Raw genomic sequence first — 25,996 nt, 5'->3', positions numbered from 1 at the left:
TTCAGGATCAATCATGGACACCCAAACCCATCTCATATCACCGACTCGGCAAATGGAGCCCATAGCGGTTGAAAACCTGCTGATCAATTTCACCACCGAATTTCACAGGATCTGGGACAACACAGGCTCAAAGTCAAAACCCGGCAGCTTTTGGCGCCCCACTCCGGCTCCCGACCTGCTGCCCGGCTATTTCCCCTTGGGCGACCTCGTTATCTCCGGACGGGACAACATCAACGAAAAACGGGTAATGGCCGTTGTCCGTGAAGGAGACTTGCAAAATGCCGAGGCCGGCAAAGGCCCGGCACTGAGCAGGCCCAATGACTATCAATGGGTCTGGAGCGATACCGGCTCGCGGGCCAACGGTGACTGTTCTATCTGGCGGCCGATCCCACCCGAAGGTCATGTGGCACTCGGGCTGGTATGTTCCAACGACAGCAGCAAACCGTCCTTCAACGCCGTTCGCTGTGTACGCGCCGACCTGGTGGTAGCCTCAAGTGCCAGCACCCTGATCTGGAGCGACAAGGGCAGCGGAGCCGACCGCGACTTCAGCACCTGGACCGTCTCCCCCCCGAGCGCCCCCGCCGGGGAGATCTACTTTGCCCCCGGCACCTTTATCGGCGCTAACGGCTACAGCAAACCTGCAGCGCCCATCACCGCATACGCCTTGCGGATGCCGATTCCGCTTCAGGTCCAGACTCCACCGGCGGCTCCCGTACTGACCGGGCACGATGCCTCCGCCGCCCTGACGCCATCCAGGATCACACAGGTTGTCAGATTGCCGTGGTTCGCCGTCAGCGACCCGCTGATGCCAAGCCTCGTACAGCTGAAGACTTCACCGTTTTACCGCCTGGAAAGAACTGATCACTACTTGCTCGTCGGCGAAGGCCGGAACAGCTCTGACATGCATCGCCCTTTCAGGTGGAGAGCCAGCCGAGCCCAGTCATTCGAGATGGTGCGCACGTTCACCCGCAATACAGGTCTCGACATCGGCAACCAATGGTCTTCGGCAATGTCTGCGCTTCAGTCGGCCATCACCTGCTCAGCCAGGCTGGGCGACAGCTTCTGCAACACCGGATCGGCACCCTATGAATGGGTGAATTCCTCGGAGGCAGAAGTTATTGCGCTGGTTGGAAAAAACCGGTTCGCCGCGGTGTATCTGATGCAAAGCGACTACCGATTACTTCGCGAAGATGGCTCACAAGTGGAGGGCCGCCTCAGCTTTACCGATATGGATAGCCTGCATCTGGCGGATTACCCCGCCGAGCTGGAGCCGGCAAAGGACACGAAGAAGGAACTCGAGAAACAGACAGCCGTTGCGCCCGAACAGGAACCTGAAAAGCTGCCGGCTGCGGAGCCCAAGGCGGATCCGCAACCAACGACAGGATCAGCGATAGTTACAGATACCGCCCCATGATCTCGTCCACCACACCGTCCTTGCGCATCTGATCGAGCGCCGCCTGAAGCTTGGCAACGGCTTCGTCCGGCACGTCTTTGTTCAGTGCCAGATACAGTTCGGCGCTGTTGAAGCGCAGGACGGTTTTCAACCCGGTCACGCCATCCTGCCGCGCCAGATAACGGCCGGCAGGATCGCCGGTGGCCCACAGATCGATCTGGCCGCTGACGAGTTTTTTAGCGTTGTCCTGATCGCGCAGCACCACCACCGGCTTCAGACCCTGCTTGGTCAACGTCTCGGCAATCGCATCGCCCTTGTAGGCGCCGATCTTGTACTTGCGCGCGTCATTGAGGGTTTCGAGAGTGATCTTGCTGTCGGCCTTGGCCAGCATGACCCAGTCGTCCGGGCCGATCGGGCCGACCCACTTGAAGAGCTTTTCGCGATCCGGCAGGCGTGCCATGACGAACGCACCGTAACCGGGATTCTCCAGCGCCAGCTTGTAGACCCGCTCCCATGGGAAACGCAGGGTCAGGCTGTAAGTGATGCCGGCACGCTTGAACATCTCGCGCACGATGTCCGTGGCGATGCCGTTGATGTTTTCATCCTGGGCGAAATTCTTGCCGTTCTTCGCCATGTTGTACGGCGGGAAGTTTTCGGTGAGGAGCACCAGATCGGTGTCGGGACTTTCTTCGGCGTGGCCGGTGTTGATCAACAACACGGAGGCACTGGCGAGGGCGAGAAGCAGGCGTTTGATCATGTCGGGCTACCGAAATCCATGGCGTGCCCAAGAGTGCCTTGGGTACGCCATGCTGTCCACTGGCCTGTATGGATGTTTAACGCATTACGATGCCGCGTTTGGCCATGTAGGCCTTGGCTTCCTGAACGGTGTATTCGCCGAAGTGGAAAATACTCGCCGCCAGCACCGCGCTGGCGTGACCTTCAAGGATGCCGTCAGCCAGATGCTGCAGGTTGCCGACGCCGCCGGAGGCGATCACCGGAATGCCCAGCGCATCGCTGATGGCGCGGGTCACGCCGAGGTCGAAACCGTTTTTCATGCCGTCCTGATCCATGCTGGTCAGGAGGATTTCACCGGCACCCAGGCCTTCCATTTTCTTCGCCCACTCGACCGCGTCGAGGCCGGTCGGCTTGCGACCGCCGTGGGTGAAGATTTCCCAGCGCGGGGTTTCGCCCGGGCCGGAGACCTTCTTCGCGTCGATGGCGACGACGATGCATTGCGAGCCGAAATGCTGCGCCGCTTCGCCGACGAATTCCGGGTTGAACACGGCAGCGGTGTTGATCGACACCTTGTCCGCACCGGCATTGAGCAGGTTGCGGATGTCCTGCACGGTACGCACGCCACCGCCGACGGTCAGCGGGATGAACACCTGGCTGGCCATGCGCTCGACGGTGTGCAGCGTGGTGTCACGGCCATCGACGCTGGCGGTGATGTCGAGAAAGGTAATCTCGTCGGCACCCTGTTCGTCGTAGCGACGGGCGATTTCCACCGGGTCACCGGCGTCACGGATGTTCTCGAACTTCACACCTTTGACGACCCGGCCGTTGTCCACGTCCAGGCAAGGGATGATGCGTTTGGCCAGCGCCATGGTCAGTCCTCAGCCTTGGTACGAGTCGCAGAAAGCTTGCGCTTCGGCGACGTCGAGAGTGCCTTCGTAGATCGCCCGGCCGGTGATGGCGCCGATGATGCCCGGCGCCTTGGCGTCGAGCAGCGACTTGATGTCACCCAGGTTGTGAATGCCGCCGGAAGCGATCACCGGGATCTTGGTGGCAGCAGCCAGCGCAGCGGTGAACGGAACGTTGCAGCCCTGCATCATGCCGTCTTTGGCGATGTCGGTATAAACGATCGAGGACACGCCGTCGGCTTCAAATTGCTTGGCCAGGTCGATGACCTGCACGGTGCTGATTTCAGCCCAGCCATCGGTGGCGACGAAACCGTCTTTGGCATCCAGACCGACGATGATCTTGCCCGGGAACGCGCGGCAGGCTTCAGCGACGAACGCCGGATCCTTCACCGCTTTGGTGCCGATGATCACGTAGCTGACGCCCGCCTTGACGTAGTGCTCGATGGTTTCCAGCGAACGGATGCCGCCGCCGATCTGGATCGGCAGGGTCGGGTAGCGCTTGGCGATCGCGGTCACCACTTCGCCGTTGACCGGCTGGCCTTCGAAAGCGCCGTTCAGGTCGACCAGATGCAGACGGCGGCAACCGCCCTCCACCCACTTGGCAGCCATGCTCACCGGGTCATCGGAGAACACTGTGGAATCTTCCATGCGGCCCTGGCGCAGACGTACGCAGGCACCGTCTTTAAGATCGATAGCGGGAATAATCAGCATCTGGCAAACCTTCAAATTTGAATGTTCAGCTTGGCTCGGAAATCAGTTTTTCTCGAGCGCCCACAGGTCGCTTTCGATGCTTTCAAACCGCTCCTTGAGGTGGGTCTGCACATCGAAAATCGCCCTGTTGTAATAGTGCGGAGCAATTTCGCGGGTAAACAGCTCAAGAATTTCCGCCGCCTCGAACGAACCCAGGTCCAGTTCGAAACGATCCTCCATGAACCGCTGAATCTTGCGGTTGGCCTCGCTCTCCTGCTCGGGAGTGAGGGTCAGGATCGGCGGCTTGGATTTCTTGACGGCCATTTACCAGCGACCGTCCCACGCAGCGAAGTTCTGCAGCAATTGCAGGCCATGGGTATGGCTCTTCTCCGGGTGAAACTGCACGGCGAAACGCGAACCTTCGGCCAGCGCCGCGGCGAAATCGACGCCGTAATGACCGCTGCCAACCACCTGCCGCGGGTTGCCGGCGGCGATGTAGTAGCTGTGCACGAAGTAGAAACGCGCCAGGTCCGGAATGTTGTGCCACAGCGGGTGATCCACCGCCTGCTTCACTTCGTTCCAGCCCATGTGCGGGACTTTCAGGTGTTCGCCGTCTTCATGCAGGTCTTTGCCGAAGAACTTCACCGCGCCCGGGAACAGGCCGATGCAGTCAACGCCGTCGTTCTCTTCGCTGCTGTCGAGCAAGGCTTGCATGCCGACGCAGATGCCGAGGAACGGACGATCCTGGCTGACTTCACGCACCAGCGAATCGAAACCGAGGCGACGGATCTCCGCCATGCAATCGCGAATCGCGCCGACGCCTGGGAAAACCACACGGTCGGCTTCGCGGATCACTGCCGCATCGCTGGTGATCAGCACCTTGCCGGCACCGACGTGCTCAAGGGCCTTGGCCACCGAGTGCAGGTTGCCCATGCCGTAATCGATAACTGCAACCGTCTGCATTACAGGACGCCCTTGGTCGAAGGCATCTGGCCGGCCATGCGGTCATCCAGCTCGACGGCCATGCGCAGCGCGCGGCCGAATGCCTTGAACACGGTTTCGATCTGGTGGTGGGTGTTGGTGCCGCGCAGGTTGTCGATGTGCAGGCTGACCAGCGCGTGGTTGACGAAGCCCTGGAAGAATTCCTGGAACAGGTCGACGTCGAAGCCGCCAACGGTGGCGCGGGTGTACGGCACGTGCATCTGCAGGCCTGGGCGGCCGGAGAAGTCGATCACCACGCGCGACAGCGCTTCATCGAGCGGCACGTAGGCGTGGCCATAGCGACGGATGCCTTTCTTGTCGCCAATGGCTTGCGCGAAGGCCTGGCCGAGGGTGATACCGACGTCTTCCACCGTATGGTGGTCGTCGATATGCAGATCGCCCTTGCATTCGATATCCAGGTCGATCAACCCGTGACGGGCGATCTGATCCAGCATGTGCTCAAGAAAAGGAACACCGACATTGAATCGGGCCTTTCCGGTGCCATCAAGGTTGATCGAGGCTTTGATCTGGGTTTCCAGAGTGTCGCGCTCGACAGACGCCTTACGTTCGGCCATCACCAGCTCCGCAAAATCATTGGGCGAAAAAGGCAGCCATTATAGGGGCGCGGGGCCGAAACAGAAACACGAGAGGTGATATGGCAGACGGATAGAAGCCCCGACTGTCGCGGGTAGACATGTCCATACAAGCCATTACAGGCACCCGGAAACAAATGTGGGAGCGGGCTTGCTCGCGAAAGCAGTGGGTCAATCAACAGTGATGTCGACTGACCGGACGCCTTCGCGGGCAAGCCCGCTCCCACAGGGGTTCTGCGTTTTAACGGTTACTTAGTGGAACAGAACCGCCGTCTTCTGCAGGGTCACCCACACACCCCACGCCAACGGAATCCCCACCACCAGCCACGCAGCGATCGCCAATGGCTTGCTGCCTGGCGCGGCTTTCCACTCCAGCACGGTGCTGGCGTCAGCACCCTTGTCGTGGCCCAGCGCCTGTTCGGCGGCCAGTTCGGCGTCGGTCATGAAGTACTTGTCGGCCACCGGGCGCACCAGCAGGTTGCACAGGAAGCCCAGCACCAGCAGGCCAGCGAGGATGTACAGGGTGATGTCGTAAGCGGCAGCGCGTTCAACACCGATGCTCAGCTGATACTCACGCAGGTAGTTCACCAGCACCGGACCCAGCACGCCAGCGGCGGCCCAGGCCGTCAGCAGACGACCGTGGATCGCGCCAACCATCTGTGTACCAAACAGGTCGGCCAGATAGGCCGGAACGGTCGCAAAACCACCGCCGTACATCGACAGGATGATGCAGAACGCCGCCACGAACAGCGCAACGTTGCCCAGGTGACCGAGGTTCGGGATCAGTGCGTACAGCGCAAAACCCAGTGCGAAGAACACGAAGTAAGTGTTCTTGCGGCCCAGGTAGTCCGAGAACGACGCCCAGAAGAAACGACCGCCGATGTTGAACAGGCTCAGCAGACCGGTGAAACCGGCTGCAATGGCAGCGATGGAAGCCAGTTGACCGGCGTCCAGCTGACCGAACGGCAGATCATTGCCCAGCAGCTTGCCGCCGAACACTTCCTGCAACAGTGGCGAAGCCATGCCGAGGATGCCGATACCGGCGGACACGTTCAGGCACAGCACCAGCCACACCAGACGGAATTGCGGGGTTTTCCACGCCACATTCACGTGCACGTGACGGTGGGTGATCATCGCGTTCGACGCTTTCTTCGCCGGTGCGGTCCAGCCTTCAGGCTTCCAGCCGGTTGGCGGTACGCGGTAGGCCAAGGCGCCACCGATCATGAACACGAAGTAGATCGCGGCCATGGCCACGAAGCTCTGCCACACGCCAACGCCAGCCGGCGAAGCGAAATGGCTCATCAGAGCGGTTGCCAGCGGAGCGCCAACCATCGCGCCACCGCCGAAACCCATGATCGCCATGCCGGTCGCCATGCCGCGCTTGTCCGGGAACCACTTGATCAGGGTCGACACCGGCGAAATGTAGCCCAGGCCCAGACCGATACCGCCGATCACGCCGGAGCCGATCCACATCAGCCAGATCTGGTGGGTATAGATACCCAGTGCGGAAATCAGCAGACCGCCGCACCAGCACAGTGCCGATACAACGCCGGCCTTGCGCGGGCCTGCGTGTTCGAGCCAGCCACCCCAGATCGCTGCCGAGCAGCCGAGGAAGATGAAGAACAGGGTGTAGATCCAGCCGAGCATGGAGATCGGCCAGTCGCATTGCGACGAGAAGACTTGTGCGATGAAGCTCATGTCCGGTGCGCAAGCCACCGGAGCGGTCACGCCCAGCGCCTTGGACAGCGGCAACCAGAACACCGAGAAGCCGTAGGCCATGCCGATGCACAGGTGAATGGCCAGAGCGGCCGGCGGGACCAGCCAACGGTTGAAACCGGGCTTGGCGATGATGCGTTCCTTGGACAGGAATCCGGGCTGATCGGCTTTGAGGCCGTCCGCCGTAATGGTCGTGCTCATTGTGTATCCCCCAATTATTAGTATGGTTCGCCAGCCACTGCTCACCCCCGGCCTTTATGCACGCAGGCATGACCGTTTTTTGCGGGTGAAGCTCCTTGAAAGCGCGACGTTAAGTCGCAGATGGGCGGACGAACGGGCGAAGGTTACCATTTGCACGTGACAGAAAAACCAAACTGATATCACCTTTTTTGAGTCATCTGATCTCCTGATGCCGGGGAACCCCGATGCCGATCGTTGTCGAAGCGCTGTACATCACGGTTCAGCAGGCTGCACGGGACACCGCAACAGCGCGGGTTGATGCAGCGCTATACTCCCCGGCTAAATTACGAATTCGACTACTTACAAGGACTCGCCCATGAAAGCGTTCGGCAAAATCCTGGGTCTGGTACTTCTCGGGCTGTTGCTGATCATTGTGGCGGCGGGCTTCGCCCTGACCCACCTGTTTGATCCCAACGACTACAAAGACGAGATCCGCCAGATAGCCCGCGACAAGGCCCACATCGAGCTGACGCTCAATGGCGACATCGGCTGGAGCCTGTTCCCGTGGCTCGGCCTGGAACTGCACGAGGCCAGCGTCGCGACCCTGGCCAAACCTGCCGAACCGTTCGCCGACCTGCAGATGCTCGGCCTGTCCGTGCGCGTGCTGCCGCTGCTGCGCCGTGAAGTGCAGATGAGCGACGTGCGCGTCGAAGGCCTGAACCTGCGCCTGAACCGTGACAAGAATGGTCACGGCAACTGGGAAGATATCGGCAAGGTACCACCCAAGGCCGGCAGCGCCCCGGCGCCAACCACCACGGCCGAAACCGCCCCCGAGGCCACCCCGCAACCGGAAAAACCGGCCCAGCCGATTCGCCTCGACATCGACAGCCTGACCGTCAACAACGCCCGCGTGGAATACAACGACGAGTTGACCGGCAAGCAATTCAGCGCCGAAAGCATCCAGTTGAGCACCGGCGCGGTTCACGATTCGACCAACATCCCGGTCAAGGCCACCGCGTTCCTCGGCACCAACCAGCCAGTGCTGCGGGTGCGCACCGAGCTCAACGGCGAGCTGCGCTTCGAACGCGCCCTGCAACGCTACAAGTTCGAAGACCTGAAGCTTTCCGGCGAAGTCGCCGGTGATCCGCTACAGGGCAAGACCGTGACCTTCGCCGCCCAAGGCCAACTGTTGCTGGACAAGGCCGCCAACGTCGCCGAATGGACCGGCATCAAGCTTTCGGTCAATCAGTTGCGCGCCTTGGGCGAGTTGAAGGCCAACGACCTGGACAAGACGCCACAGATCACCGGCGGGATTTCCATCGCCCAGTTCGACCTGGCGAAATTCGTCGACAGCATTGGCCAGACCCTGCCGACCATGGCCGAAGGCAGCCTGAGCAAGGTTGAACTGGTCAGCCGTGTCGCCGCGACGCCGACCAGCGTGGCGCTGGACAACATCAACCTGAAACTCGACGACAGCAGCTTCAGCGGCCGCATCGCCGTCGAAGATTTCGCCAAGCAATCGCTGCGGGCGGTCCTCAAGGCCGACACCTTCAACGTTGACCGTTATCTGCCGCCGAAATCGGAAAAAGCCAACAACGCCACTCAGGTCCGTCAGGCCGAAGTCGCCAGCACCGAGGCCGATGCAATGGCCGGTGCCGGCAGCACACCGCTGCCGGAAAAACCGAGCAAAAGCGCCTGGAGCACCGAGCGCCTGTTCCCTGTTGAGCGCCTGAGCAAACTCGACGTAAACGCCGACCTGACCTTCGGCCAGTTGACCCTCGACAAGCTGCCAATTCAGAACGCCGCACTGAAAGCCACCGGCCAGGGCGGCCTGCTGACCCTGGAGAACCTGCGCGGCGAGCTGTACAACGGCGACTTCGAAGCCAAGGGCACGCTGGACGTGCGCCAGACCGCGCCGATACTGAACCTGCAGACCCGGATCAACCGGGTGCCGGTGGAGAAAATCCTCGAAAGCCAGGGCAAGAATCCGCCGGTCAAGGGTCTGGTCAATCTCACCAGCACCGTCACCGGCAGCGGCAACAGCCAGCAGGCGCTGATCGAAACCCTCAATGGCAACGCCAGTTTCGTGATCAACAACGGCGTGCTGCTCAACGCCAACCTTGAGCAGCAACTGTGCAAGGGCATCGCCACACTCAACCGCAAATCCCTGAGCGGCGAGCCGCGCGGCAAGGACACGCCGTTCCAGGAACTCAAGGGCAACCTGACCTTCCGCAACGGCGTGGCCAGCAACCCGGACCTGAAAGTGCGCATCCCCGGCATGAGCGTCAACGGTGACGGCGATATCGACCTCAAGGTGCTGGGCATGGACTATCGCGTCGGCATCATCGTCGAAGGCGACACCAGCGCCATGCCGGACCCGGCCTGCCAGGTAGGTGACAAATTCGTCGGCATCGAATGGCCGCTGCGCTGCCGTGGCCCGTTGGAACTGGGCGCCAAGGCCTGCCGCGTGGACAACGAACGCATGGGCCAGGTCGCGACCAAACTGGCCGGCGACAAGATCAGCGAAAAAATCGACGAGAAACTGGGTGACAAAGTCAGCCCGGAACTGAAAAACGCATTGAAGGGGCTGTTCAAGCGATGAGAGCGGAGCAGTTTTCCACGGCGGTGCTGGAATGGTTCGACCGCCACGGACGCCATGATTTGCCCTGGCAACAGAACATCAACCCGTATCGGGTGTGGGTGTCCGAGATCATGTTGCAGCAGACTCAGGTCAGCACCGTGCTCAATTACTTCGACCGCTTCATGGCGGCGCTGCCGACGGTCGAAGCCCTGGCCGAAGCGCCGGAGGACGAAGTGCTGCACCTGTGGACGGGGTTGGGTTACTACACCCGTGCGCGCAATCTGCAGAAGACCGCGAAGATTGTCGTCAGCCAGTACGGCGGCGAGTTTCCCCGGGATGTCGAGAAGCTCACGGATTTGCCGGGCATCGGCCTGTCGACTGCGGGCGCGATCGCCAGCATCAGCATGGGCCTGCGCGCGCCGATTCTCGACGGCAACGTCAAACGGGTGCTGGCGCGCTTTACCGCGCAGGAGGGCTACCCCGGCGAACCGAAGGTCGCCAAACAGCTGTGGGCCAACGCCGAGCGCTTTACGCCGCAGGATCGGGTCAACGCCTACACCCAGGCGATGATGGATCTAGGCGCCACACTCTGCACCCGCAGCAAGCCGAGCTGCCTGCTGTGTCCGCTGGAAAAGGGCTGCGAAGCGCACATGCTCGGCCTGGAGACGCGTTACCCGATCCCCAAGCCGCGTAAAGCCATCCCGCAGAAACGCACATTGATGCCACTGCTGGCCAACGAGGACGGCGCGATTTTGCTCTATCGCCGCCCGTCCAGCGGATTGTGGGGCGGTTTGTGGAGCCTGCCGGAACTCGATGGCCTCGACGACCTGCAACACCTCGCTGCGCAGCACTCGCTGGAACTGGGCGAGCAGCAGGCGCTGCCGAGCCTTGTCCACACCTTCAGCCACTTCCAGCTGTCCATCGAACCCTGGCTGGTTCAGGTACAGGAAGCCGGCGGTCACGTGGCCGAGGCCGACTGGCTCTGGTATAACCTCGCCACCCCGCCGCGCCTGGGCCTCGCCGCCCCGGTCAAGACCTTGCTCGAACGCGCGGCCGCCGTCTTGAATGCAGGAGAGTCGACATGACCCGCACCGTAATGTGCCGCAAGTACAAAGAACAACTCGAAGGCCTGGAGCGCCCACCGTACCCGGGCGCCAAGGGCCAGGACATCTTCGAACACGTCTCTGCCAAGGCCTGGGCCGACTGGCAGAAACACCAGACCCTGCTGATCAACGAAAAACGCCTGAACATGATGAACGCCGAAGACCGCAAATTTCTTCAGGGCGAAATGGACAAGTACTTCTCCGGCGAGGAATACGCTCAAGCGGAAGGCTACGTTCCGCCTGCAGAGTAAACCCCGCAAAATCGGGGGTCGGATCGTAAGCGACGGAATTAATTTAAGAAATTTTAAAAAAGTCGTTGACGTAAATCCGAAAAACCCTTTTAATGCGCCCCGTTGCCCAGATAGCTCAGTCGGTAGAGCAGGGGATTGAAAATCCCCGTGTCGGCGGTTCGATTCCGTCTCTGGGCACCAAATACCGAAAACCCTGAATCGCAAGATTCAGGGTTTTTTTATGCCTGCGATTTGATGACGGCCCGATCCCGCCCTTCTTGCAGGCCGGAATTCGCGATACGTTGCCCAACCCTTACGGAAGAGGGTCATCCCCGCGATGAACCAGAGAAGAACCCGCGTCCCCCTGCCCCATCCCGCGCAACCCGTAAAACGCACCGACTGGCTGATGATCGCGCTCGGCCTGGTGCTGATCCTGTGTATCGGCCTGATTGCCTACGAAACCGTGGACGGTCTGATTCAGGGGCGCATCAGCAACATGGCACGCGGCAAACGCTTCGCCGTGTATTCGCTGACCACACAACCCGCCAGCTTCTGGTTTGCCGTCGCCACGCATTGCCTCCTCGCCCTCTTCCTGTCGGGCGCCGCGTGGTTATTGATCTGGCTGGGCCGCACGGCAACGGTCGCGCCTTCCCGGCGCGACCGGTAACGCCACTAGCTGTTGTCATTCCAGTGAAACACCAGATTGCGCGCAGCACCGCCGCCAATTTCCGCCGCATCCCGGCGCGTTTCACCATTGCGGGTCGCGACGACCGTGTATTTGCCGGGCGGTAACTGTACGTAGACCAATGGACCGGTCTGATTCAGCGTCAGCACGGTCTGGCCCGGAGCTTTCTGAATCATCACGTCGACATCGGCGGTGTACTGGTTTTGCATGCCGACGGCGAACGTCATGTGCAGGTTGTAGCCCGCGGATTGCTGAATGGCTTTCGACTCATCTTCACCAATCCCGCCGGCCAGATAGCGAACACCGTTTTGCTCTTGCTGCTGAACCTGCACAGCAGAACTGTCGACCGGCTCCAGACTCGCAGCCTGCGCCATGATCGGAAACAGCAGCACCGCCGCAGCGGCAACGGACAGCACGAAGGAAAGAACGCGTTTCATGAGGACGACTCCCGGGCTCTCGCGGAACCCAATCGTTACCTCTGTTTAGATTTTGTCTTGCGGGGTGGGTTTTAGAACGATTGGGAGTTGCGGTTGATACGAAAAGGACTACACGCCGTACTCCTCGTTCGCGGACTTCGTCAGCCTGATCTCGCAAAACCCGCCCACTCTTCCTTCAGTGGCATCAGAGGCGGCCGGCATCCCCAGACCAAGGCAATTGGCATGCTCTTGCTTCTGTTCCCCCTGAGCCGGAAGACCTGATGAGCCAACTAAAACCTGCTGACACGCAAGATCCAAAAATTGATTCGCTACTGGGCGACCTGGGCGAACTGATACGCGAGGCGCGGCAGAAAGCGCTGCGAACGGTCGACACGATTCAGGTCCAGACCTGCTGGCAGATCGGGCGACACATTGTCGAGTTCGAGCAACAGGGTGCCCGGCGCGCGGGGTATGGAAAACAGCTCCTGGCTACGTTGGCAAAGGAACTGACTGCGGACTTTGGGAAAGGCTTCGACGTTACTAATCTTCGAAAAATGCGGCAGTTTTATCAGCTCTTTCCAATTCGAGACGCACTGCGTCTCGAATTGAGCTGGACCCATTACCGCAGGATATTGCAGGTCGAAAGCGAACCCGCCCGGCAGTGGTACATGAACGAAGCCGCTGCACAAAACTGGTCAAGCCGCGCCCTTGATCGCCAGATCAACACGCTCTACTACGAACGCCTGTTGCTGAGCCGAGACAAAACCGACGTCTATGCAGAGGCCGCGACCAACATTGCCGCGATGAAAAGCAATCCCCGGGAATTCATCCGCGACCCCGTCCTGCTGGAATTTCTCGGCCTGCCATCACCGGGCAAGCTTCAGGAGTCCGAACTGGAACAGGCCCTGATGGATCAGCTCCAGGGATTTCTCCTTGAGCTGGGCAAAGGCTTCGCTTTTGTCGGTCGCCAGCAACGCATCAGCGCTGGCGACGATGATTTTTACATTGACCTGGTGTTCTACAACTACCTGCTCAAATGCTTCGTCATCCTCGATCTGAAGCGCGGCAAACTCAGCGCCCGCGACGTGGGCCAGATGGACATGTACATCCGCATGTACGACGACCTGAAACGCAGCGAGGGCGACGGGCCAACGGTGGGGATCATTCTCTGCGCACAGCAAAATGAATCGGTTGCGCGCTACACGATCCTCAAGGGCAATGAACAACTGTTCGCCAGCAGCTACAAACTGGTGCTGCCGAGTGAAGAGGAGTTACGAGCGGAGTTGAACCGTGAACACACTCGACTGGAAGAACGCTTGAGCGATCAGACGGCTGATTGACCGTCGACGGATTGTTCACCGAGCTGGCTGGGACTATCGTTGGCAGCTACTCCGCGAAGGTCGAGAGCCATGGGTTTTCAAGAGACGCACGCACTGGAAGATGCCCGGAGCGAAACCACGCTCGAAAGCGATGTTCAGGACGCACCCTTTCAGGAACCCGCCGCCGATGGCTATCTGCTCGGCGGCTTCACCTGGCGCCACGCTTCGCCCGACCCACAACGCCCAGTGGTGATCATCAACGCCGCCACATCCGTGCGTTGCCGCCACTACTCACGCTTCGCGGCGTACCTGTTCGCCAACGGCTTTGACGTGATCATTTACGACTACCGGGGCATTGGCGAGTCGCGACCAAAGTCGATGAAGCGTTTGCAGGCTTCGTGGACGGATTGGGGCGCGCTGGATTTCGAGGCGATGCTCAAGTGCGCGCAGCGGGAATTTCCCGGGCAGCCGATCGATGTGGTCGGGCACAGCTTCGGCGGCTGCGCAGCAGGCCTGGGGGCCTCTGGAAAGATAATCCGACGACTGGTGACGGTCGGCGCGCAGTTCGCTTACTGGCGCGATTACGCGCCCGAGCACCGCTGGCGAATGTTCGGCAAATGGCATCTGCTGATGCCGTTGGTCACGCTGCTCTGTGGCTACTTTCCGGGCAAGCGACTTGGCTGGCTGGAAGACACGCCCGCCGGCGTGGTGCGCGACTGGAGCACGCCTGCCGCGCGTTATGAGCGGCGCCCGAGCGGCAGAGCGATGGCGGACTTGCCCTTCGCCAACGTCCGGGCCAAAGCCCTGGCAATCAGCATCAGCGACGATCCCTACGGCACGATTCCCGCCATCGAACGCCTGCTCGCTTACTTCCACAACGCGCAAAAGACCCACCTGCGAATCGAGCCGCAGGACATCGGTGAGCAGCAAGTCGGACATTTCGCCTTTTTTCGCAGCGCATACCAAGCCACACTATGGCCCATCGCTCTGACCTGGCTGCAGACCGGCGAACTGGCCTCCGACACACCGGGGCGCAAAATCCCACGCAGCCAAGCCCTTTAACGCACCACGGAACACACACCATGGCTTCCGCCAACAAGCAGCAAAAACGCGCCGCCCGGGCCAAGACCAAGGCCAAGCAGAACCGCACCAAACGTGCGGAAGCGCCAGTCGAGCTGGACCCGAACGACGACCGCATCGACTTCGAGTCGGTGGACCTGACCGAACTGTTCAAGAAAATGATCGACGCCGAGAAGATCAGCCAGCAGGCCCTGTGCACCGCGTTCCTCGAAGACCCACTGCTGGAGCTGGTGTACGAGCAGGAAGGCGAAGAAGGCGCGATGGATTTCATCCTCGCCGCGCTGATCGAGTACCGCCAATGGTCCACCGAGACCGACGAGGCTGGCGCTCTGGCGTGGATCGAATCGCCGGATTTCCAGAAAGACTATGTGGCCGCGTCCGACGCAATCGCCGCACAAACCCAACAGAAAAACTGAGTTCCCATGGCATCCCTGAACAAGCAACAGAAACGCGCCAAACGCGCCAAGGCCAAAGCCAAGCAGATCCGCATGGTCGGTCGCAAACCTCTGGCGCAGGACGATGACCTCGGCCACCTCGCCGAGCCGATCCCGGAATACACCCTGGCGATGTTCAGCAAGATGCGCGACGCCGAAGCCGTCAGCCGCAACGAAATGCTGCTGACGCTGCTCCGCGAGCTGGCGTTCATCATCGTCGATCACCCTGAACTGCTGGACATGGAAAACGCCGAGAACGAAGGCATGGCCGCCACTCACCTGGCCGCCGACATGCTGATCGACTACCGCATGTGGGCCGACGGCATGGATCGCGAGACCGCCCAGGCCTGGCTGAGCGAACCGGAGTTCATCAGCGATTTCGGGATTGCGCTGGACACCTACGGTCAGTCGGTGGAAACGCAGGAAGAGAAGAGCGAATAAACCGCTCGCAGTAACAAAAACGGCCGCTTGTCATCACTGACAGCGGCCGTTTTGCGTTACGCGTTGCGGATCAGTTCAGAACCGCGGCGCCACGTTTTTCCAGATTGCGGCGGCGAGCCACCAGCAGGCCGGCAGCGACCACCAGCAGGCTGAGCAGGCCGGTCGCGAGGATTTCCACGCGGTGGGCGTCCTGGAACAGCATGATGGTCAGGGCCGCGACGATGAATACGATCACCGCGTAGGTCAGGCCCGGGAACAGCCACATGCTGAAGACGATTTTTTCGCCGCGAGCCATGCGTTGTTTACGCATGCGCAGTTGCGAAATCGCGATCACCAGGTACACCAGCAGCGCGATGGCGCCGGAGCTGGCCAGCAGGAATTCGAACACTGCAGCCGGGGCCACGTAGTTGGCGAAGGTGCACAGGAACGCCGCACCGGTGGACAGCATCACCGCCCAGTAAGGGGTGCCGCTCTTGTTGGTGCGGGTCGCCATGGCCGGTGCATCGCCACGCTTGCCGAGGGAGAACAGCATGCGCGAAGAAGTGTACAGCGCCGAGTTCAGGCAGCTGGTCACAGCAACCAGAACCACGATGTCGACGATCATCTTGGCGTTCGGGATGCCCATGCGCTCAAGTACGGTCTGGTAGGAACCGACGCTGGCCAGAACCGGGTCGTTCCATGGCACCAGGGCCACAACGATGAAGATCGATACGAGGTAGAACAAACCGATCCGCCAGATCACCGAGTTGGTGGCCTTGGAAATCTGCTTGCCCGGGTTCTTCGATTCCGCGGCCGCGATGGTCACGATCTCGGTACCCATGAAGGAGAACATGGTGGTCAGGATCGCGCCCAATACTGCGCCCATGCCGTTTGGCAGGAAGCCCTGGGTGTCGAAGATGTGCGAAACGCCGCTGACCTGGCTGTTCGGCAGGAAGCCGAAAATGGCTGCGACGCCGAGGATGATGAAACCGATGATCGCCACGACTTTGAGCAGGGCGAACCAGAATTCGAACTCACCGTAGTTTTTCACGCTGAACAGGTTAGTCACCGTCAGCAGCATGGTGATGATCAGCGCGAAGGCCCAGATATCCACACCCGGGAACCACGCGTGCAGGATGGTTGCGGCGGCGTTGGCTTCCAGCGGAATCACCAAGACCCAGAACCACCAGTACAGCCAGCCGATGGTGAAACCGGCCCAGTGACCGATAGCGCGGTCGGCGTAAGTCGAGAACGAGCCAGTGTCAGGCGAGGCAACAGCCATTTCGCCGAGCATGCGCATCACCAGCACAACCAGCGCGCCAGCAGCGGCGTAAGCCAGCAGAACAGCGGGACCTGCGGCGGCGATGGCGTGGCCGGAGCCTACGAACAGACCTGCACCGATCACCCCGGCGATCGACAGCATGGTCACATGACGCGGTTTGAGCCCCTGTTCGAGGCCATTGGAGCTTTGGGTACTGCTCATTGAAACTACCTTTGCGAGGAAAGCGATTCAGTCCGGCCCGTCTGGTTTTCCTTCTCGTAAAAAGAAACCAACGGGGCGTTCCAGATTCTGCACGCAATAATTGCGCCAAAATGTTTCAAACTCTTCTGGCCTGCGGTTTTCAGCGCGACCGGACAGTCATCGCAAGTCCTTGAGAATACTGGCCTTTCGCCAAAGCGTTACCCTGCGACCCACTTTCTAGACGAATCAGCGCACCAGAAACACACTGAAAAAGTACGGGATGCACAATAAAAGGGCGAATGAGGAACGTTCGGCCGGTTAGCGCTTCCAACACCCCGCCAAAGGTGGCAACATCGCGCCTTTTTTTACGCGACACCCACGGGAATCCACGTTCAAACACCCGTTCGGTTGTTGATGGGGCGACAGTCTGCTGCGCCGATGCGACAACCTGCCACACGCCATCCGTTTACCGCTCGTAGCGCTGTTGGCTGCCATTGAAACGCTATGCTAGCTTGGCCGCCTCGCCAGGAAGGCCAACCAACAGCAGGAGCGCAACATATATGAGGAACGCACATGGCTGAGGCCACGCCCGCGCTTGAAATCCGCAACTTGCACAAACGCTACGGACAGCTTGAGGTGCTCAAAGGCATCTCGCTGACCGCCCGCGACGGCGATGTGATCTCGATCCTGGGTTCCTCCGGTTCCGGCAAGTCCACGTTCCTGCGTTGCATCAACCTGTTGGAAAACCCGCATCAGGGCCAGATCCTGGTGGCCGGGGAAGAACTCAAGCTCAAGGCCGCCAAGAATGGCGAACTGGTTGCCGCCGACGGCAAGCAGATCAATCGCCTGCGCTCCGAGATTGGTTTTGTGTTTCAAAACTTTAATCTGTGGCCGCACATGAGCGTGCTCGACAACATCATCGAAGCCCCGCGCCGCGTGCTCGGCCAGAGCAAGGCCGAAGCCATTGAAGTCGCCGAAGCGCTGCTGGCCAAGGTCGGCATCGCCGACAAGCGCCACGCCTACCCGGCGCAACTGTCCGGCGGCCAGCAACAGCGCGCGGCGATTGCCCGCACACTGGCGATGCAGCCCAAGGTGATCCTGTTCGACGAGCCCACCTCCGCCCTTGACCCGGAAATGGTCCAGGAAGTACTTAATGTCATCCGCGCATTGGCCGAAGAAGGCCGCACCATGCTGCTCGTGACCCATGAAATGGGCTTCGCCCGTCAGGTCTCCAGCGAAGTGGTGTTCCTCCACCAGGGCCTGGTAGAAGAGCAAGGATCGCCACAGCAGGTGTTCGAAAACCCGCTTTCGGCGCGCTGCAAACAATTCATGTCCAGCAACCGCTAACGGAGCTACCCGCATGCAGAACTACAAAAAGGTCTTCCTGGCCGCCGCCGTCACCCTCGCATTCAGCGCCGGTGCCATGGCCGAGACCCTGAAGATGGGCATCGAAGCGGCTTACCCGCCGTTCAACAATAAAGACGCCAGCGGCAACGTCGTCGGCTTCGACAAAGACATCGGCGACGCCCTGTGCGCCAAGATGAAAGTTGAATGCTCCGTGGTTACCTCGGACTGGGACGGCATCATCCCGGCCCTGAACGCCAAGAAGTTCGACTTCCTGATCTCCTCGATGTCGATCACCGACGAGCGCAAGCAAGCGGTGGACTTCACCGACCCGTACTACTCCAACAAGCTGCAATTCATCGCGCCGAAAAACGTCGACTTCAAAACCGACAAGGCTGCGCTGAAAGGCAAAGTGATCGGCGCCCAGCGTGCGACCCTGGCCGGCACCTTCCTGGAAGACAACTTCGGTGACGACATCACCGTCAAGCTGTATGACACCCAGGAAAACGCTTACCTCGACCTGACCTCCGGTCGCCTGGACGGCATCCTCGCCGACAAATACGTCAACTACGAGTGGCTGAAAAGCGACGCCGGCAAAGCCTACGAATTCAAGGGCGACCCGGTGGAAGAAAGCGACAAGATCGGTATCGCTGTACGTAAAGGCGACCCGATCCGCGAGAAGCTGAACGCCGCGCTGAAGGAAATCGTTGCCGACGGCACCTACAAGAAGATCAACGACAAGTACTTCCCGTTCAGCATCTACTGATCCTGACCTGCCGGATCGGCGCCGTTACATGACGGCGCCGATCCCCGGCCTTGCCTGCCGCGATTTGAAAAGAAATCCATGATTATCGACCTCTACGGATTCGGCCCGGCGCTCTTCGCCGGCGCGCTGATGACCGTCAAACTGGCACTCTCGGCCCTGTGCCTGGGGCTGGTGCTCGGTCTGCTCGGCGCCTTGGCCAAGACTTCCCCGTACAAGCCGTTGCAATGGCTTGGCGGAACCTATTCGACCCTGGTGCGCGGCGTCCCGGAATTGCTCTGGGTGCTGTTGATCTACTTCGGTACGGTCAACGCGATGCGCGCGCTCGGTGAGTTCCTCGGCAATCCCGAACTGGAGCTCAGCGCCTTCGCCGCCGGCGTCATTGCGCTGGGCCTGTGCTTCGGCGCCTACGCCACGGAAGTGTTTCGTGGCGCGATCCTCGCCATTCCCAAAGGCCACCGTGAGGCCGGCGTGGCCCTGGGCCTGTCGAAATGGCGGATCTTCACCCGGCTGATCATGCCGCAGATGTGGCGCATCGCCCTGCCCGGCCTGGGCAACCTGTTCATGATCCTGATGAAAGACACCGCGCTGGTGTCGGTCATCGGCCTGGAAGAAATCATGCGCCACGCGCAGATCGGCGTGACCGTGTCCAAGCAGCCATTCACCTTCTATATGGTGGCGGCGCTCATGTACCTGTGCCTGACCGTGCTGGCGATGATCGGCATGCACCTGCTGGAAAAGCGCGCCGCACGCGGCTTCGCGAGGAGCGCTCAATGAATTGGGAAGTCATCATCAAGTGGCTGCCGAAACTGGCCCAAGGCGCGACGCTGACCCTGGAACTGGTGGCCATCGCCGTGATCGCCGGTTTGCTGCTGGCGATTCCGCTGGGCATCGCCCGCTCTTCGAAGCTGTGGTACGTGCGCGCTTTGCCCTACGCCTACATCTTCTTTTTCCGTGGCACGCCGTTGCTGGTTCAGCTGTTCCTGGTCTACTACGGCCTGGCGCAATTCGATGCGGTGCGTAACAGCTCGATGTGGCCGTACCTGCGCGATCCGTTCTGGTGCGCCACCGCGACCATGACTCTGCATACGGCGGCGTACATCGCCGAGATCCTGCGCGGCGCGATTCAGGCGATTCCGCCGGGTGAAATCGAAGCGGCCCGGGCGCTGGGCATGTCCCGACCGAAAGCGTTGTTCTACATCATCCTGCCGCGTGCCGCGCGCATCGGCCTGCCGGCCTACAGCAACGAAGTGATCCTGATGCTCAAGGCCAGTGCCCTGGCCAGCACCGTGACCTTGCTGGAACTGACGGGCATGGCGCGCACGATCATTGCCCGCACTTACCTGCCGGTGGAAATCTTCTTCGCTGCCGGCGTGTTCTATCTGGTGATGGCCTACGTTCTGGTTCGCGGCTTCAAGCTGCTGGAACGCTGGCTGCGCGTCGATGCGTGCCAGGGGCGCTGATTCTTCCGGCGTGCTGACGGGCGAGGCCCTGCTCGCCCGTTTCACGGCACTGGATTCATTTCTCACAGCCCATCAGGCGTTGTGGAAGCCCCGCCCGTTCACTCATCTGCACCTGCCCTGGGAAGCGTCTTACCCGGAACTGGCCTCGTGGCTACGCGGGCGGTCGCTGGAAGATGCAGAAAACGCCCACAACCAACCTGCCGAACTCTTGAATGCCCCGGAGCCGTTTGCTTCATTGGCGGCGTTGTCGCTTGAGTTGAGTGCGGTGGGTGAACTGCCTACACATTCGCTGGAAGCCGCCGGGCATCGTCTTAATGTCGATGTGCCGGGGCGCAAATGGCAGCAGATCGAAGCCTTCGCCAGCCGCTTGTCGTTTGCCGCGCAACCGAGACACTGGCTGGATTGGTGTTCGGGCAAAGGTCATTTGGGGCGGCGTCTGCTCGGTGCTGATCAGCAACTCACCTGCCTGGAATATGACCCGGCGCTGGTTGCCAGTGGTCAGGCATTGAGTCAGCGTCATCGATTGAATGCGCTGCATGTCGAGCAGGATGTGCTCGCTGCAAACACCGCTTTATTGCTGAACGCCGAACACACGCCTGTTGCCCTGCACGCTTGCGGTGATCTGCATGTGCGGCTGATGTATCTGGCTAGTGCCGCCGGTTGCCGACAATTGGCTGTTTCACCGTGCTGCTATAACCGGATCAGTCGCACTGAATATCAGGCGTTGTCCTCCGCAGGTTCGCGATCAGACTTACAGCTCTCGCTGGAAGATCTTTCACTGCCAATGAGCGAAACCGTCACCGCCGGTGCCCGCGTCCGACGTCAGCGTGACACCTCCATGGCCAGGCGACTGGCCTTTGATCTGTTGCAACGGCAAGTGCGCGGCGTCGACGAATACCTGCCCACGCCTTCTCTGCCCAGCGCCTGGCTGGAGAAACCGTTTGCTGATTATTGCCGCGACCTGGCGGCACTCAAAGAGTTATCCACAATCGGCTCGCCAGATTGGCTAGCACTGGAAGTCGCCGGTTGGCAGCGATTGGCCGAAGTTCGCAACCTGGAACTGCTACGCGGACTTTTCCGACGGCCGCTGGAGCTTTGGCTGAATCTGGATCGGGCACTTTTCCTCTCCGAACAGGGATACGCCGTACGCCTCGGCACCTTCTGCGAGGCGCCGCTCACACCGCGCAATTTCCTGTTGCTGGCCGAACGCGTTTAATCTTTCACAGCCTGTGGATAACTCTGTTGATGGTTTTCTCGTGGATCCAATATCCACGGCTGTTTCAGGCCATTAACAGCGCTGGTCATTTTTTGTTCACATAAATAAAAAACCGGCAAAACAGGGATTTGCGACTCAAATGAGAACCCGTCCACAAAAACCTGCCTAAGCCCGCCCTCTTCAGAGCCTGTTGTGCATAAGCCCTCGACCAAAAGGACATAACCGCCGAATCGCGGACGCCGGCAACGGGCAATTGCGCCTGCCATCCGCCCTTGCTATACAGACCTACGCCGTGCAGGTAGCGCGCGCCCGAACAAGAAAAATCTGACCGACAGGAAGCGACCGTGACGTTCATTTCTTACGCACAGAATTTCGAGGACGTTCGCCTTTGGCGCGCCCTGCAGTATTTTGAAAACGGCTTTTATATCGATGTCGGCGCCAATGACCCGATCCACGATTCGGTCACCAAAGCCTTTTATGATCGCGGCTGGCAAGGTATTAACGTCGAACCGATGCAGAACTACTACGACGCACTCCGCCAGCATCGCCCCCGCGACACCACGCTGCAATGCGTGGCCAGCGACCAGCCGGGCGAACTGACTTTCTACGGCATTCCCGACACCGGGCTGTCCACCGCTGACCCGGTCGTTGCGCAAGAACGCAAAAACCTCGGCATGGACGTGCAAAGCCTCACCGTCAACGCACGCACACTGACCTCGATCTGCGAAGAACACGCCGCCGAGCGGCCGATCCACTTCCTGAAAATCGACGTCGAAGGCCACGAAGAAACCGTCCTGCGCGGCATGGACTTCAGCCGCTTCCGCCCCTGGATCATCCTCATCGAAACCCCATGGGAACGCGACCACACCTGGGAACACCTGGTGACCGACGCCGGCTACACCAACGTCTTGTTCGACGGCCTCAACAGCTTCTTCCTCGCCAACGAACACATCAACCTCAAACCCGCGTTCGACCTGCCACCGTGCAACCTCGACAACTTCCAGCTGTGCAAAGGCCACAACCTCGCCCACCCGGTAAACCCGGCACTGGAAACCGCCCTGCAACGCGCCGAACAAGCCGAAGCCGAACTGCGCGCCATGCAAAACAGCCGCGCCTGGCGCACTGTACAAAAACTGCGCAACGTCCTGCGCCGGGCGTGAATCGCAGAGGGCGCAAAAATAGTCTGAATTCAGGGGTTTACAGAAGCACCCGAGTCGCTATAATCGTCGCCCACACGCCGGTATAGCTCAGATGGTAGAGCAACTGACTTGTAATCAGTAGGTCCCGGGTTCGATTCCTGGTGCCGGCACCATACAAAACAAAGCCCCTGCAGAAATGCAGGGGCTTTGTTGTTTCTGGAGTGTCCACATTTCCGATCATCGGCAACCGTGTTGCCAGTTTCTAGTCGCAACAATCCGTAGACGATTTCACCTCAGGCTGGCTGCAAATCCCGCAATGCTTCCGGATGCTGGCTAGCAACACGCAACAATGTCTGTGCCGCCCCAGTCGGCTGCCTGCGACCCTGCTCCCAATCCTGCAACGTCCGCAGACTCACACCGATCAACTTGGCGAACGCACTTTGCGAAACGCCCACCTTGGCCCGCGCTTCAGCAGCCGCCGAAAGTGGCACCTCTGTCACACGAGCTGCTTTTCCCGCCTTCATTTGGCGGACAGAGTCCAGCAAGTCCTGCTGGAATTGCTCCAGTTCATTGACCATCGCTGATTTCCTCCTTCAGTTGCTTAAGGAAGGCTGCGGGCAGGTTGTCAAATTTGGCCTTGGTGTAGGCAATCAGCAACCAAATTGAGCCTTCGGAAAGCGTGTTGTAATAAATGACACGTGTACCACCTCGCTTGCCCATTCCGCTACGAGACCAGCGAACCTTGCGAAGGCCTCCGCTACCCGGCACGACGTCACCAGCCAGCGGGTTTGCGGCAAGCCAGTTTATGAATTCATGCCGCTCACCATCGGCCCAGATACCGTCAGCATAGCGCTTGAAAATTTCGGTTTCGATAATGGTATACATGGGCGGAACTATACGGCTTTGCCGTATAGATGGGCAATGCACGTTTGTCTGATGAAGAGTTTGGCAGCTTTGGGAGGGCAGGGTTTAGACGACCTGTGTGTACCGATGCACGTTGCTAAAACCACGTTCAATACACAGGAGCTCCCCAGTATCGGATGAGTATTCGAAAAATAGATCTGTCACCTTTTCTCTGTCACCTTTTCTCCTCAGACTGAGTGAAACACACTCAACGACACGTCTAGACCGCGGGCGAGAAAGAAGCGCGAGCGCGCCTGATCAGCGATGACTGGCTGACTGATACACTGAACGAACATAATAAAAACGAGGGGGATCAGTGGATGCCGTATCAACGAGAGGAAGAGCTTGAGAGGGAATTCGGTCTTCTGATCGCACTGATGGCAGACATGATAACTGCGCAGGCAACGCAGCATGATCCGAAAGCGGAAGTTCCTGGGTGGATGTTCAGTCAGCATGATCTGGCAAAGAAGCTGTTCCGTCATATGTGTTCCGCGCGAACCTTACTGGAACCCTCTCCGTTTCAAAATCAAACCTTCCCATCACGCAGCTTTATTGACCACTCTTCAATAGCGGTTCTGACTCGTTCGTCGCTTGAGAACTATCTGGTGATGACGTGGCTCCTCAGCGGTGGAAACCAATCCCTACAAGAGTTCCGACATAATGTTTGGGAGTATTGTGGGTGGAAAAAACGGAGCAAAATGGCTGCCACCACAAATGATGCTCGGACAGTCAGACAGGCAGCCGAAGACGATGCTGTCGCTTTGTGGCCTGAGATCCAAGGCTCTCCGCACTTCCAAAACTATACTGAAGCCCAACAAAAAAGCCTTCGTAAGGGTGACTGGGGCGTTGGCTGGAACTGGAACGACTTAGCATTAGAGGCGGGTTTGCACAGAACCTACTTCACCTCGATCTATCCTTTTTTGAGCGGCCATGTGCACAGTGATTTCATCGGGGCAATTCAGAACGGCCAAGCGAACAACTTGCAAGATCAGTACATGCTGGGATCGGGCCATCTAATGGTTATCGTCATGCTGCTTGGACACTTCGCACATCATTATGCGGGCGTATTCCCCCCTGCCAGGAACGTTTTGCATGGTGCGGGTGAGGCACGCGTGATCGCGGAAAAGTGGAATCTTCGGGCCGACGATATGGATTTCCTTTACCAGCCGCGTGAATGAACTTTCCGAATAAGGTCCTATTCGTCCGACGTCTGGGCCAACACCCACGTAACAAGCGAACCGAAGCCCGCGAAGCATGCGGGCTTTGGTGTGTCCGCACGCAACAAAAATTCACATAAGACATTGTTTTTATTGTTTAAAGCACCTTTCCGTAATCAATAGATCTCGGGGGCGATTCCTGGTGCCGGCACCATACAAAGACGAAGCCCCTGCAGAAATGCAGGGGCTTTGTTGTTTCTGGGGCTTGGGTTTTCCGCGTCAAATGAAAAAGCCCCCGACAGCGATCGCTGTCGGGGGGGCTTTTCTCCAATCCTAAGCAGCTTCAACCGAAAGCAAAATCCGCCGCCCAAGCTGCTGCAACGCGCGCTCGACATTCTCGATCTTGGAGTGATGCAGGAAATCGACTAACCGATCTACCTGGGGCCGTTGCACACCCAAGCGTCGTGCCAGTTCAGCTTTGCTTACCCCAGACTCCAAAAGCGTATTCCAGAGCCCAACCTTTGCGGCAGTCAGTGCAGGCAGACGCAATACCGCGTCACTTTCCTGCTCTCCCGTATCACCTGTCGGAATCAACCGGCGATCATCAACGTAAATCGACAATGCCGTTTCCATCGCATCAATCGCGCCATCGAGTGCTTCCTTGAGGGTGTCGCCAGCGGCGTGCATCTCTGGAATTTCTGCGCAGGACAACCATACACTGCTCGGCTCCTCGTGAACTTCCAACGCATATTCGAACATCACGCTTCCTTTCATAGGGGTACAACTGGGTCCAACCGCATGCCGAAATTCGATGTTGCTCTCGCACATCACTCGCCGCTTCGGTAGAGCGACCGTGCAACATATTTGTTACCCATGCAACATAAGTGTTGCATGCGAGTATGTCGGCCTCCTCGCCATCACCTGGCCACGATTGCGCTACCGTCAAACCCGTCGCTGCCAATTCAGCGACCGGGCCTGATAACCCGCGTAAGATACAGGCGCACCAGCGCCCCAACCCACGTTTGCCGGCGTTTTTTTGTGCCTGCATTTCCGTGCAATGGCGGCTGTGCGTGGGAGACCTTCGGGTC

The 25,996-nt window shown here is 59.6% G+C and carries 28 protein-coding genes and 2 tRNA genes; 18 read left to right on the top strand and 12 right to left on the bottom strand.

Features of this window, described 5'->3' with window-relative positions; translation table 11 throughout:
- The first annotated feature begins 13 nt into the window (after positions 1-13).
- Complete coding sequence (locus LOY31_RS01700; RefSeq protein ID WP_221533628.1) at positions 14-1,414, top strand: Vps62-related protein; 1,401 nt, start codon at positions 14-16, stop codon at positions 1,412-1,414.
- Here the strand turns inward: LOY31_RS01700 and LOY31_RS01695 are convergent.
- The 7 genes from LOY31_RS01695 to LOY31_RS01665 form a co-directional block, all read right to left on the bottom strand.
- A complete protein-coding gene (locus LOY31_RS01695; protein ID WP_007952542.1) occupies positions 1,395-2,150 on the bottom strand; it encodes an ABC transporter substrate-binding protein in 756 nt (251 codons plus the stop codon). The genes LOY31_RS01700 and LOY31_RS01695 overlap by 20 nt on opposite strands.
- 76 nt (positions 2,151-2,226) lie before the next feature.
- Positions 2,227-2,997 (bottom strand): imidazole glycerol phosphate synthase subunit HisF, encoded by a 771-nt coding sequence (hisF, locus tag LOY31_RS01690; RefSeq protein WP_007909211.1) that lies wholly within the window; start codon positions 2,995-2,997, stop codon positions 2,227-2,229.
- 9 nt (positions 2,998-3,006) lie between these two features.
- Positions 3,007-3,744 carry a 1-(5-phosphoribosyl)-5-[(5-phosphoribosylamino)methylideneamino]imidazole-4-carboxamide isomerase gene (gene hisA, locus LOY31_RS01685; RefSeq protein ID WP_003220753.1) on the bottom strand — a complete coding sequence of 246 codons (738 nt, stop codon included), beginning with the start codon at positions 3,742-3,744 and terminating at the stop codon, positions 3,007-3,009.
- 42 nt (positions 3,745-3,786) lie between these two features.
- Complete coding sequence (locus LOY31_RS01680) at positions 3,787-4,047, bottom strand: DUF2164 domain-containing protein (RefSeq protein WP_011332018.1); 261 nt, start codon at positions 4,045-4,047, stop codon at positions 3,787-3,789.
- Positions 4,048-4,686, bottom strand: coding sequence for an imidazole glycerol phosphate synthase subunit HisH (hisH, locus tag LOY31_RS01675; RefSeq protein ID WP_007952546.1), 639 nt, complete (start codon positions 4,684-4,686; stop codon positions 4,048-4,050).
- Positions 4,686-5,279, bottom strand: a complete 594-nt coding sequence (hisB, locus tag LOY31_RS01670; RefSeq protein ID WP_221533627.1) for an imidazoleglycerol-phosphate dehydratase HisB — start codon at positions 5,277-5,279, stop codon at positions 4,686-4,688. Before hisB ends, hisH begins: the two co-directional genes overlap by 1 nt.
- Before the next feature lie 270 nt (positions 5,280-5,549).
- Positions 5,550-7,214: an OFA family MFS transporter gene (locus tag LOY31_RS01665; protein WP_007952548.1), complete on the bottom strand. Its 1,665-nt coding sequence runs from the start codon at positions 7,212-7,214 to the stop codon at positions 5,550-5,552.
- A 355-nt stretch (positions 7,215-7,569) separates the two neighbouring features.
- On the opposite strand from LOY31_RS01665, the gene LOY31_RS01660 reads away from it, so the two are divergent.
- From LOY31_RS01660 to LOY31_RS01640, 5 genes are all read left to right on the top strand, one after another.
- The gene (locus LOY31_RS01660) at positions 7,570-9,795 is read left to right on the top strand and encodes an AsmA family protein (protein WP_221533626.1); all 2,226 of its coding nucleotides are present in this window, start codon (positions 7,570-7,572) and stop codon (positions 9,793-9,795) included.
- Complete coding sequence (gene mutY, locus LOY31_RS01655) at positions 9,792-10,859, top strand: A/G-specific adenine glycosylase (protein ID WP_085746373.1); 1,068 nt, start codon at positions 9,792-9,794, stop codon at positions 10,857-10,859. The genes LOY31_RS01660 and mutY overlap by 4 nt, the downstream gene beginning before the upstream one ends.
- A complete protein-coding gene (locus tag LOY31_RS01650) occupies positions 10,856-11,128 on the top strand; it encodes an oxidative damage protection protein (RefSeq protein WP_007952551.1) in 273 nt (90 codons plus the stop codon). The genes mutY and LOY31_RS01650 overlap by 4 nt, the downstream gene beginning before the upstream one ends.
- A gap of 104 nt (positions 11,129-11,232) precedes the next feature.
- Positions 11,233-11,308, top strand: a tRNA-Phe gene (locus LOY31_RS01645).
- 136 nt (positions 11,309-11,444) lie between these two features.
- Complete coding sequence (locus tag LOY31_RS01640; protein ID WP_221533625.1) at positions 11,445-11,774, top strand: hypothetical protein; 330 nt, start codon at positions 11,445-11,447, stop codon at positions 11,772-11,774.
- A gap of 5 nt (positions 11,775-11,779) precedes the next feature.
- Here LOY31_RS01640 and LOY31_RS01635 read toward each other — a convergent pair whose 3' ends face one another.
- Positions 11,780-12,229 carry a carboxypeptidase regulatory-like domain-containing protein gene (locus LOY31_RS01635; protein ID WP_221533624.1) on the bottom strand — a complete coding sequence of 150 codons (450 nt, stop codon included), beginning with the start codon at positions 12,227-12,229 and terminating at the stop codon, positions 11,780-11,782.
- Between the two features lie 260 nt (positions 12,230-12,489).
- Here LOY31_RS01635 and LOY31_RS01630 point away from each other — a divergent pair, with 260 nt between their 5' ends.
- The 4 genes from LOY31_RS01630 to LOY31_RS01615 all read left to right on the top strand — a co-directional run bounded on the left by LOY31_RS01630 (position 12,490) and on the right by LOY31_RS01615 (position 15,482).
- Positions 12,490-13,548: a YhcG family protein gene (locus LOY31_RS01630; RefSeq protein ID WP_221533623.1), complete on the top strand. Its 1,059-nt coding sequence runs from the start codon at positions 12,490-12,492 to the stop codon at positions 13,546-13,548.
- Positions 13,549-13,617: 69 nt separating this feature from the next.
- On the top strand, positions 13,618-14,589 hold the full coding sequence (locus tag LOY31_RS01625) for an alpha/beta fold hydrolase (RefSeq protein WP_258712752.1): 972 nt from the start codon (positions 13,618-13,620) through the stop codon (positions 14,587-14,589).
- Positions 14,590-14,609: 20 nt separating this feature from the next.
- Positions 14,610-15,023, top strand: coding sequence for a hypothetical protein (locus LOY31_RS01620; protein WP_007952560.1), 414 nt, complete (start codon positions 14,610-14,612; stop codon positions 15,021-15,023).
- A 6-nt stretch (positions 15,024-15,029) separates the two neighbouring features.
- Positions 15,030-15,482: a hypothetical protein gene (locus tag LOY31_RS01615; RefSeq protein ID WP_258712751.1), complete on the top strand. Its 453-nt coding sequence runs from the start codon at positions 15,030-15,032 to the stop codon at positions 15,480-15,482.
- Between the two features lie 70 nt (positions 15,483-15,552).
- On the opposite strand, the gene gabP is transcribed toward LOY31_RS01615, so the two are convergent.
- Positions 15,553-16,944, bottom strand: a complete 1,392-nt coding sequence (gabP, locus tag LOY31_RS01610; RefSeq protein ID WP_007952562.1) for a GABA permease — start codon at positions 16,942-16,944, stop codon at positions 15,553-15,555.
- Positions 16,945-17,496: 552 nt separating this feature from the next.
- On the opposite strand from gabP, the gene LOY31_RS01605 reads away from it, so the two are divergent.
- The 7 genes from LOY31_RS01605 to LOY31_RS01575 all read left to right on the top strand — a co-directional run bounded on the left by LOY31_RS01605 (position 17,497) and on the right by LOY31_RS01575 (position 23,021).
- The gene (locus LOY31_RS01605) at positions 17,497-18,270 is read left to right on the top strand and encodes an ABC transporter ATP-binding protein (protein ID WP_007897462.1); all 774 of its coding nucleotides are present in this window, start codon (positions 17,497-17,499) and stop codon (positions 18,268-18,270) included.
- 13 nt (positions 18,271-18,283) lie between these two features.
- Positions 18,284-19,033 carry an ABC transporter substrate-binding protein gene (locus tag LOY31_RS01600; RefSeq protein WP_039764659.1) on the top strand — a complete coding sequence of 250 codons (750 nt, stop codon included), beginning with the start codon at positions 18,284-18,286 and terminating at the stop codon, positions 19,031-19,033.
- Between the two features lie 78 nt (positions 19,034-19,111).
- Positions 19,112-19,807 (top strand): ABC transporter permease, encoded by a 696-nt coding sequence (locus tag LOY31_RS01595; RefSeq protein ID WP_007952567.1) that lies wholly within the window; start codon positions 19,112-19,114, stop codon positions 19,805-19,807.
- Positions 19,804-20,493, top strand: a complete 690-nt coding sequence (locus LOY31_RS01590; RefSeq protein WP_007952568.1) for an ABC transporter permease — start codon at positions 19,804-19,806, stop codon at positions 20,491-20,493. The genes LOY31_RS01595 and LOY31_RS01590 overlap by 4 nt, the downstream gene beginning before the upstream one ends.
- The gene (locus tag LOY31_RS01585; protein ID WP_258712750.1) at positions 20,474-21,709 is read left to right on the top strand and encodes an SAM-dependent methyltransferase; all 1,236 of its coding nucleotides are present in this window, start codon (positions 20,474-20,476) and stop codon (positions 21,707-21,709) included. The genes LOY31_RS01590 and LOY31_RS01585 overlap by 20 nt, the downstream gene beginning before the upstream one ends.
- 344 nt (positions 21,710-22,053) lie before the next feature.
- Positions 22,054-22,869: an FkbM family methyltransferase gene (locus LOY31_RS01580; RefSeq protein WP_085608641.1), complete on the top strand. Its 816-nt coding sequence runs from the start codon at positions 22,054-22,056 to the stop codon at positions 22,867-22,869.
- Between the two features lie 76 nt (positions 22,870-22,945).
- A tRNA-Thr gene (locus LOY31_RS01575) sits at positions 22,946-23,021 on the top strand.
- A 120-nt stretch (positions 23,022-23,141) separates the two neighbouring features.
- Here LOY31_RS01575 and LOY31_RS01570 read toward each other — a convergent pair.
- Both LOY31_RS01570 and LOY31_RS01565 read right to left on the bottom strand, forming a co-directional pair.
- Positions 23,142-23,426 carry a DNA-binding transcriptional regulator gene (locus LOY31_RS01570; RefSeq protein WP_007952602.1) on the bottom strand — a complete coding sequence of 95 codons (285 nt, stop codon included), beginning with the start codon at positions 23,424-23,426 and terminating at the stop codon, positions 23,142-23,144.
- On the bottom strand, positions 23,416-23,733 hold the full coding sequence (locus tag LOY31_RS01565; protein WP_007952604.1) for a hypothetical protein: 318 nt from the start codon (positions 23,731-23,733) through the stop codon (positions 23,416-23,418). The genes LOY31_RS01570 and LOY31_RS01565 overlap by 11 nt, the downstream gene beginning before the upstream one ends.
- A gap of 338 nt (positions 23,734-24,071) precedes the next feature.
- On the opposite strand from LOY31_RS01565, the gene LOY31_RS01560 reads away from it, so the two are divergent.
- On the top strand, positions 24,072-24,929 hold the full coding sequence (locus LOY31_RS01560) for a DUF5677 domain-containing protein (RefSeq protein WP_258712749.1): 858 nt from the start codon (positions 24,072-24,074) through the stop codon (positions 24,927-24,929).
- Between the two features lie 312 nt (positions 24,930-25,241).
- Here LOY31_RS01560 and LOY31_RS01555 read toward each other — a convergent pair whose 3' ends face one another.
- The gene (locus LOY31_RS01555; RefSeq protein WP_221533616.1) at positions 25,242-25,667 is read right to left on the bottom strand and encodes a type II toxin-antitoxin system HicB family antitoxin; all 426 of its coding nucleotides are present in this window, start codon (positions 25,665-25,667) and stop codon (positions 25,242-25,244) included.
- Positions 25,668-25,996 lie beyond the last annotated feature (329 nt).

The sequence above is a fragment of the Pseudomonas sp. B21-021 genome (genome assembly GCF_024749205.1).
In the GTDB taxonomy this organism is placed as follows: Bacteria; Pseudomonadota; Gammaproteobacteria; order Pseudomonadales; family Pseudomonadaceae; genus Aquipseudomonas; species Aquipseudomonas paraglycinae.
This window is presented reverse-complemented; position numbering and strand designations above follow the sequence as displayed.

Coding starts and splice junctions, on each gene's coding strand:
- LOY31_RS01700 (WP_221533628.1), top strand. CDS start 14: ATGGACACCCAAACCCATCTCATATCACCGACTCGGCAAATGGAGCCC.
- LOY31_RS01695 (WP_007952542.1), bottom strand. CDS start 2,150: ATGATCAAACGCCTGCTTCTCGCCCTCGCCAGTGCCTCCGTGTTGTTG.
- hisF (WP_007909211.1), bottom strand. CDS start 2,997: ATGGCGCTGGCCAAACGCATCATCCCTTGCCTGGACGTGGACAACGGC.
- hisA (WP_003220753.1), bottom strand. CDS start 3,744: ATGCTGATTATTCCCGCTATCGATCTTAAAGACGGTGCCTGCGTACGT.
- LOY31_RS01680 (WP_011332018.1), bottom strand. CDS start 4,047: ATGGCCGTCAAGAAATCCAAGCCGCCGATCCTGACCCTCACTCCCGAG.
- hisH (WP_007952546.1), bottom strand. CDS start 4,686: ATGCAGACGGTTGCAGTTATCGATTACGGCATGGGCAACCTGCACTCG.
- hisB (WP_221533627.1), bottom strand. CDS start 5,279: ATGGCCGAACGTAAGGCGTCTGTCGAGCGCGACACTCTGGAAACCCAG.
- LOY31_RS01665 (WP_007952548.1), bottom strand. CDS start 7,214: ATGAGCACGACCATTACGGCGGACGGCCTCAAAGCCGATCAGCCCGGA.
- LOY31_RS01660 (WP_221533626.1), top strand. CDS start 7,570: ATGAAAGCGTTCGGCAAAATCCTGGGTCTGGTACTTCTCGGGCTGTTG.
- mutY (WP_085746373.1), top strand. CDS start 9,792: ATGAGAGCGGAGCAGTTTTCCACGGCGGTGCTGGAATGGTTCGACCGC.
- LOY31_RS01650 (WP_007952551.1), top strand. CDS start 10,856: ATGACCCGCACCGTAATGTGCCGCAAGTACAAAGAACAACTCGAAGGC.
- LOY31_RS01640 (WP_221533625.1), top strand. CDS start 11,445: ATGAACCAGAGAAGAACCCGCGTCCCCCTGCCCCATCCCGCGCAACCC.
- LOY31_RS01635 (WP_221533624.1), bottom strand. CDS start 12,229: ATGAAACGCGTTCTTTCCTTCGTGCTGTCCGTTGCCGCTGCGGCGGTG.
- LOY31_RS01630 (WP_221533623.1), top strand. CDS start 12,490: ATGAGCCAACTAAAACCTGCTGACACGCAAGATCCAAAAATTGATTCG.
- LOY31_RS01625 (WP_258712752.1), top strand. CDS start 13,618: ATGGGTTTTCAAGAGACGCACGCACTGGAAGATGCCCGGAGCGAAACC.
- LOY31_RS01620 (WP_007952560.1), top strand. CDS start 14,610: ATGGCTTCCGCCAACAAGCAGCAAAAACGCGCCGCCCGGGCCAAGACC.
- LOY31_RS01615 (WP_258712751.1), top strand. CDS start 15,030: ATGGCATCCCTGAACAAGCAACAGAAACGCGCCAAACGCGCCAAGGCC.
- gabP (WP_007952562.1), bottom strand. CDS start 16,944: ATGAGCAGTACCCAAAGCTCCAATGGCCTCGAACAGGGGCTCAAACCG.
- LOY31_RS01605 (WP_007897462.1), top strand. CDS start 17,497: ATGGCTGAGGCCACGCCCGCGCTTGAAATCCGCAACTTGCACAAACGC.
- LOY31_RS01600 (WP_039764659.1), top strand. CDS start 18,284: ATGCAGAACTACAAAAAGGTCTTCCTGGCCGCCGCCGTCACCCTCGCA.
- LOY31_RS01595 (WP_007952567.1), top strand. CDS start 19,112: ATGATTATCGACCTCTACGGATTCGGCCCGGCGCTCTTCGCCGGCGCG.
- LOY31_RS01590 (WP_007952568.1), top strand. CDS start 19,804: ATGAATTGGGAAGTCATCATCAAGTGGCTGCCGAAACTGGCCCAAGGC.
- LOY31_RS01585 (WP_258712750.1), top strand. CDS start 20,474: ATGCGTGCCAGGGGCGCTGATTCTTCCGGCGTGCTGACGGGCGAGGCC.
- LOY31_RS01570 (WP_007952602.1), bottom strand. CDS start 23,426: ATGGTCAATGAACTGGAGCAATTCCAGCAGGACTTGCTGGACTCTGTC.
- LOY31_RS01565 (WP_007952604.1), bottom strand. CDS start 23,733: ATGTATACCATTATCGAAACCGAAATTTTCAAGCGCTATGCTGACGGT.
- LOY31_RS01560 (WP_258712749.1), top strand. CDS start 24,072: ATGCCGTATCAACGAGAGGAAGAGCTTGAGAGGGAATTCGGTCTTCTG.
- LOY31_RS01555 (WP_221533616.1), bottom strand. CDS start 25,667: ATGTTCGAATATGCGTTGGAAGTTCACGAGGAGCCGAGCAGTGTATGG.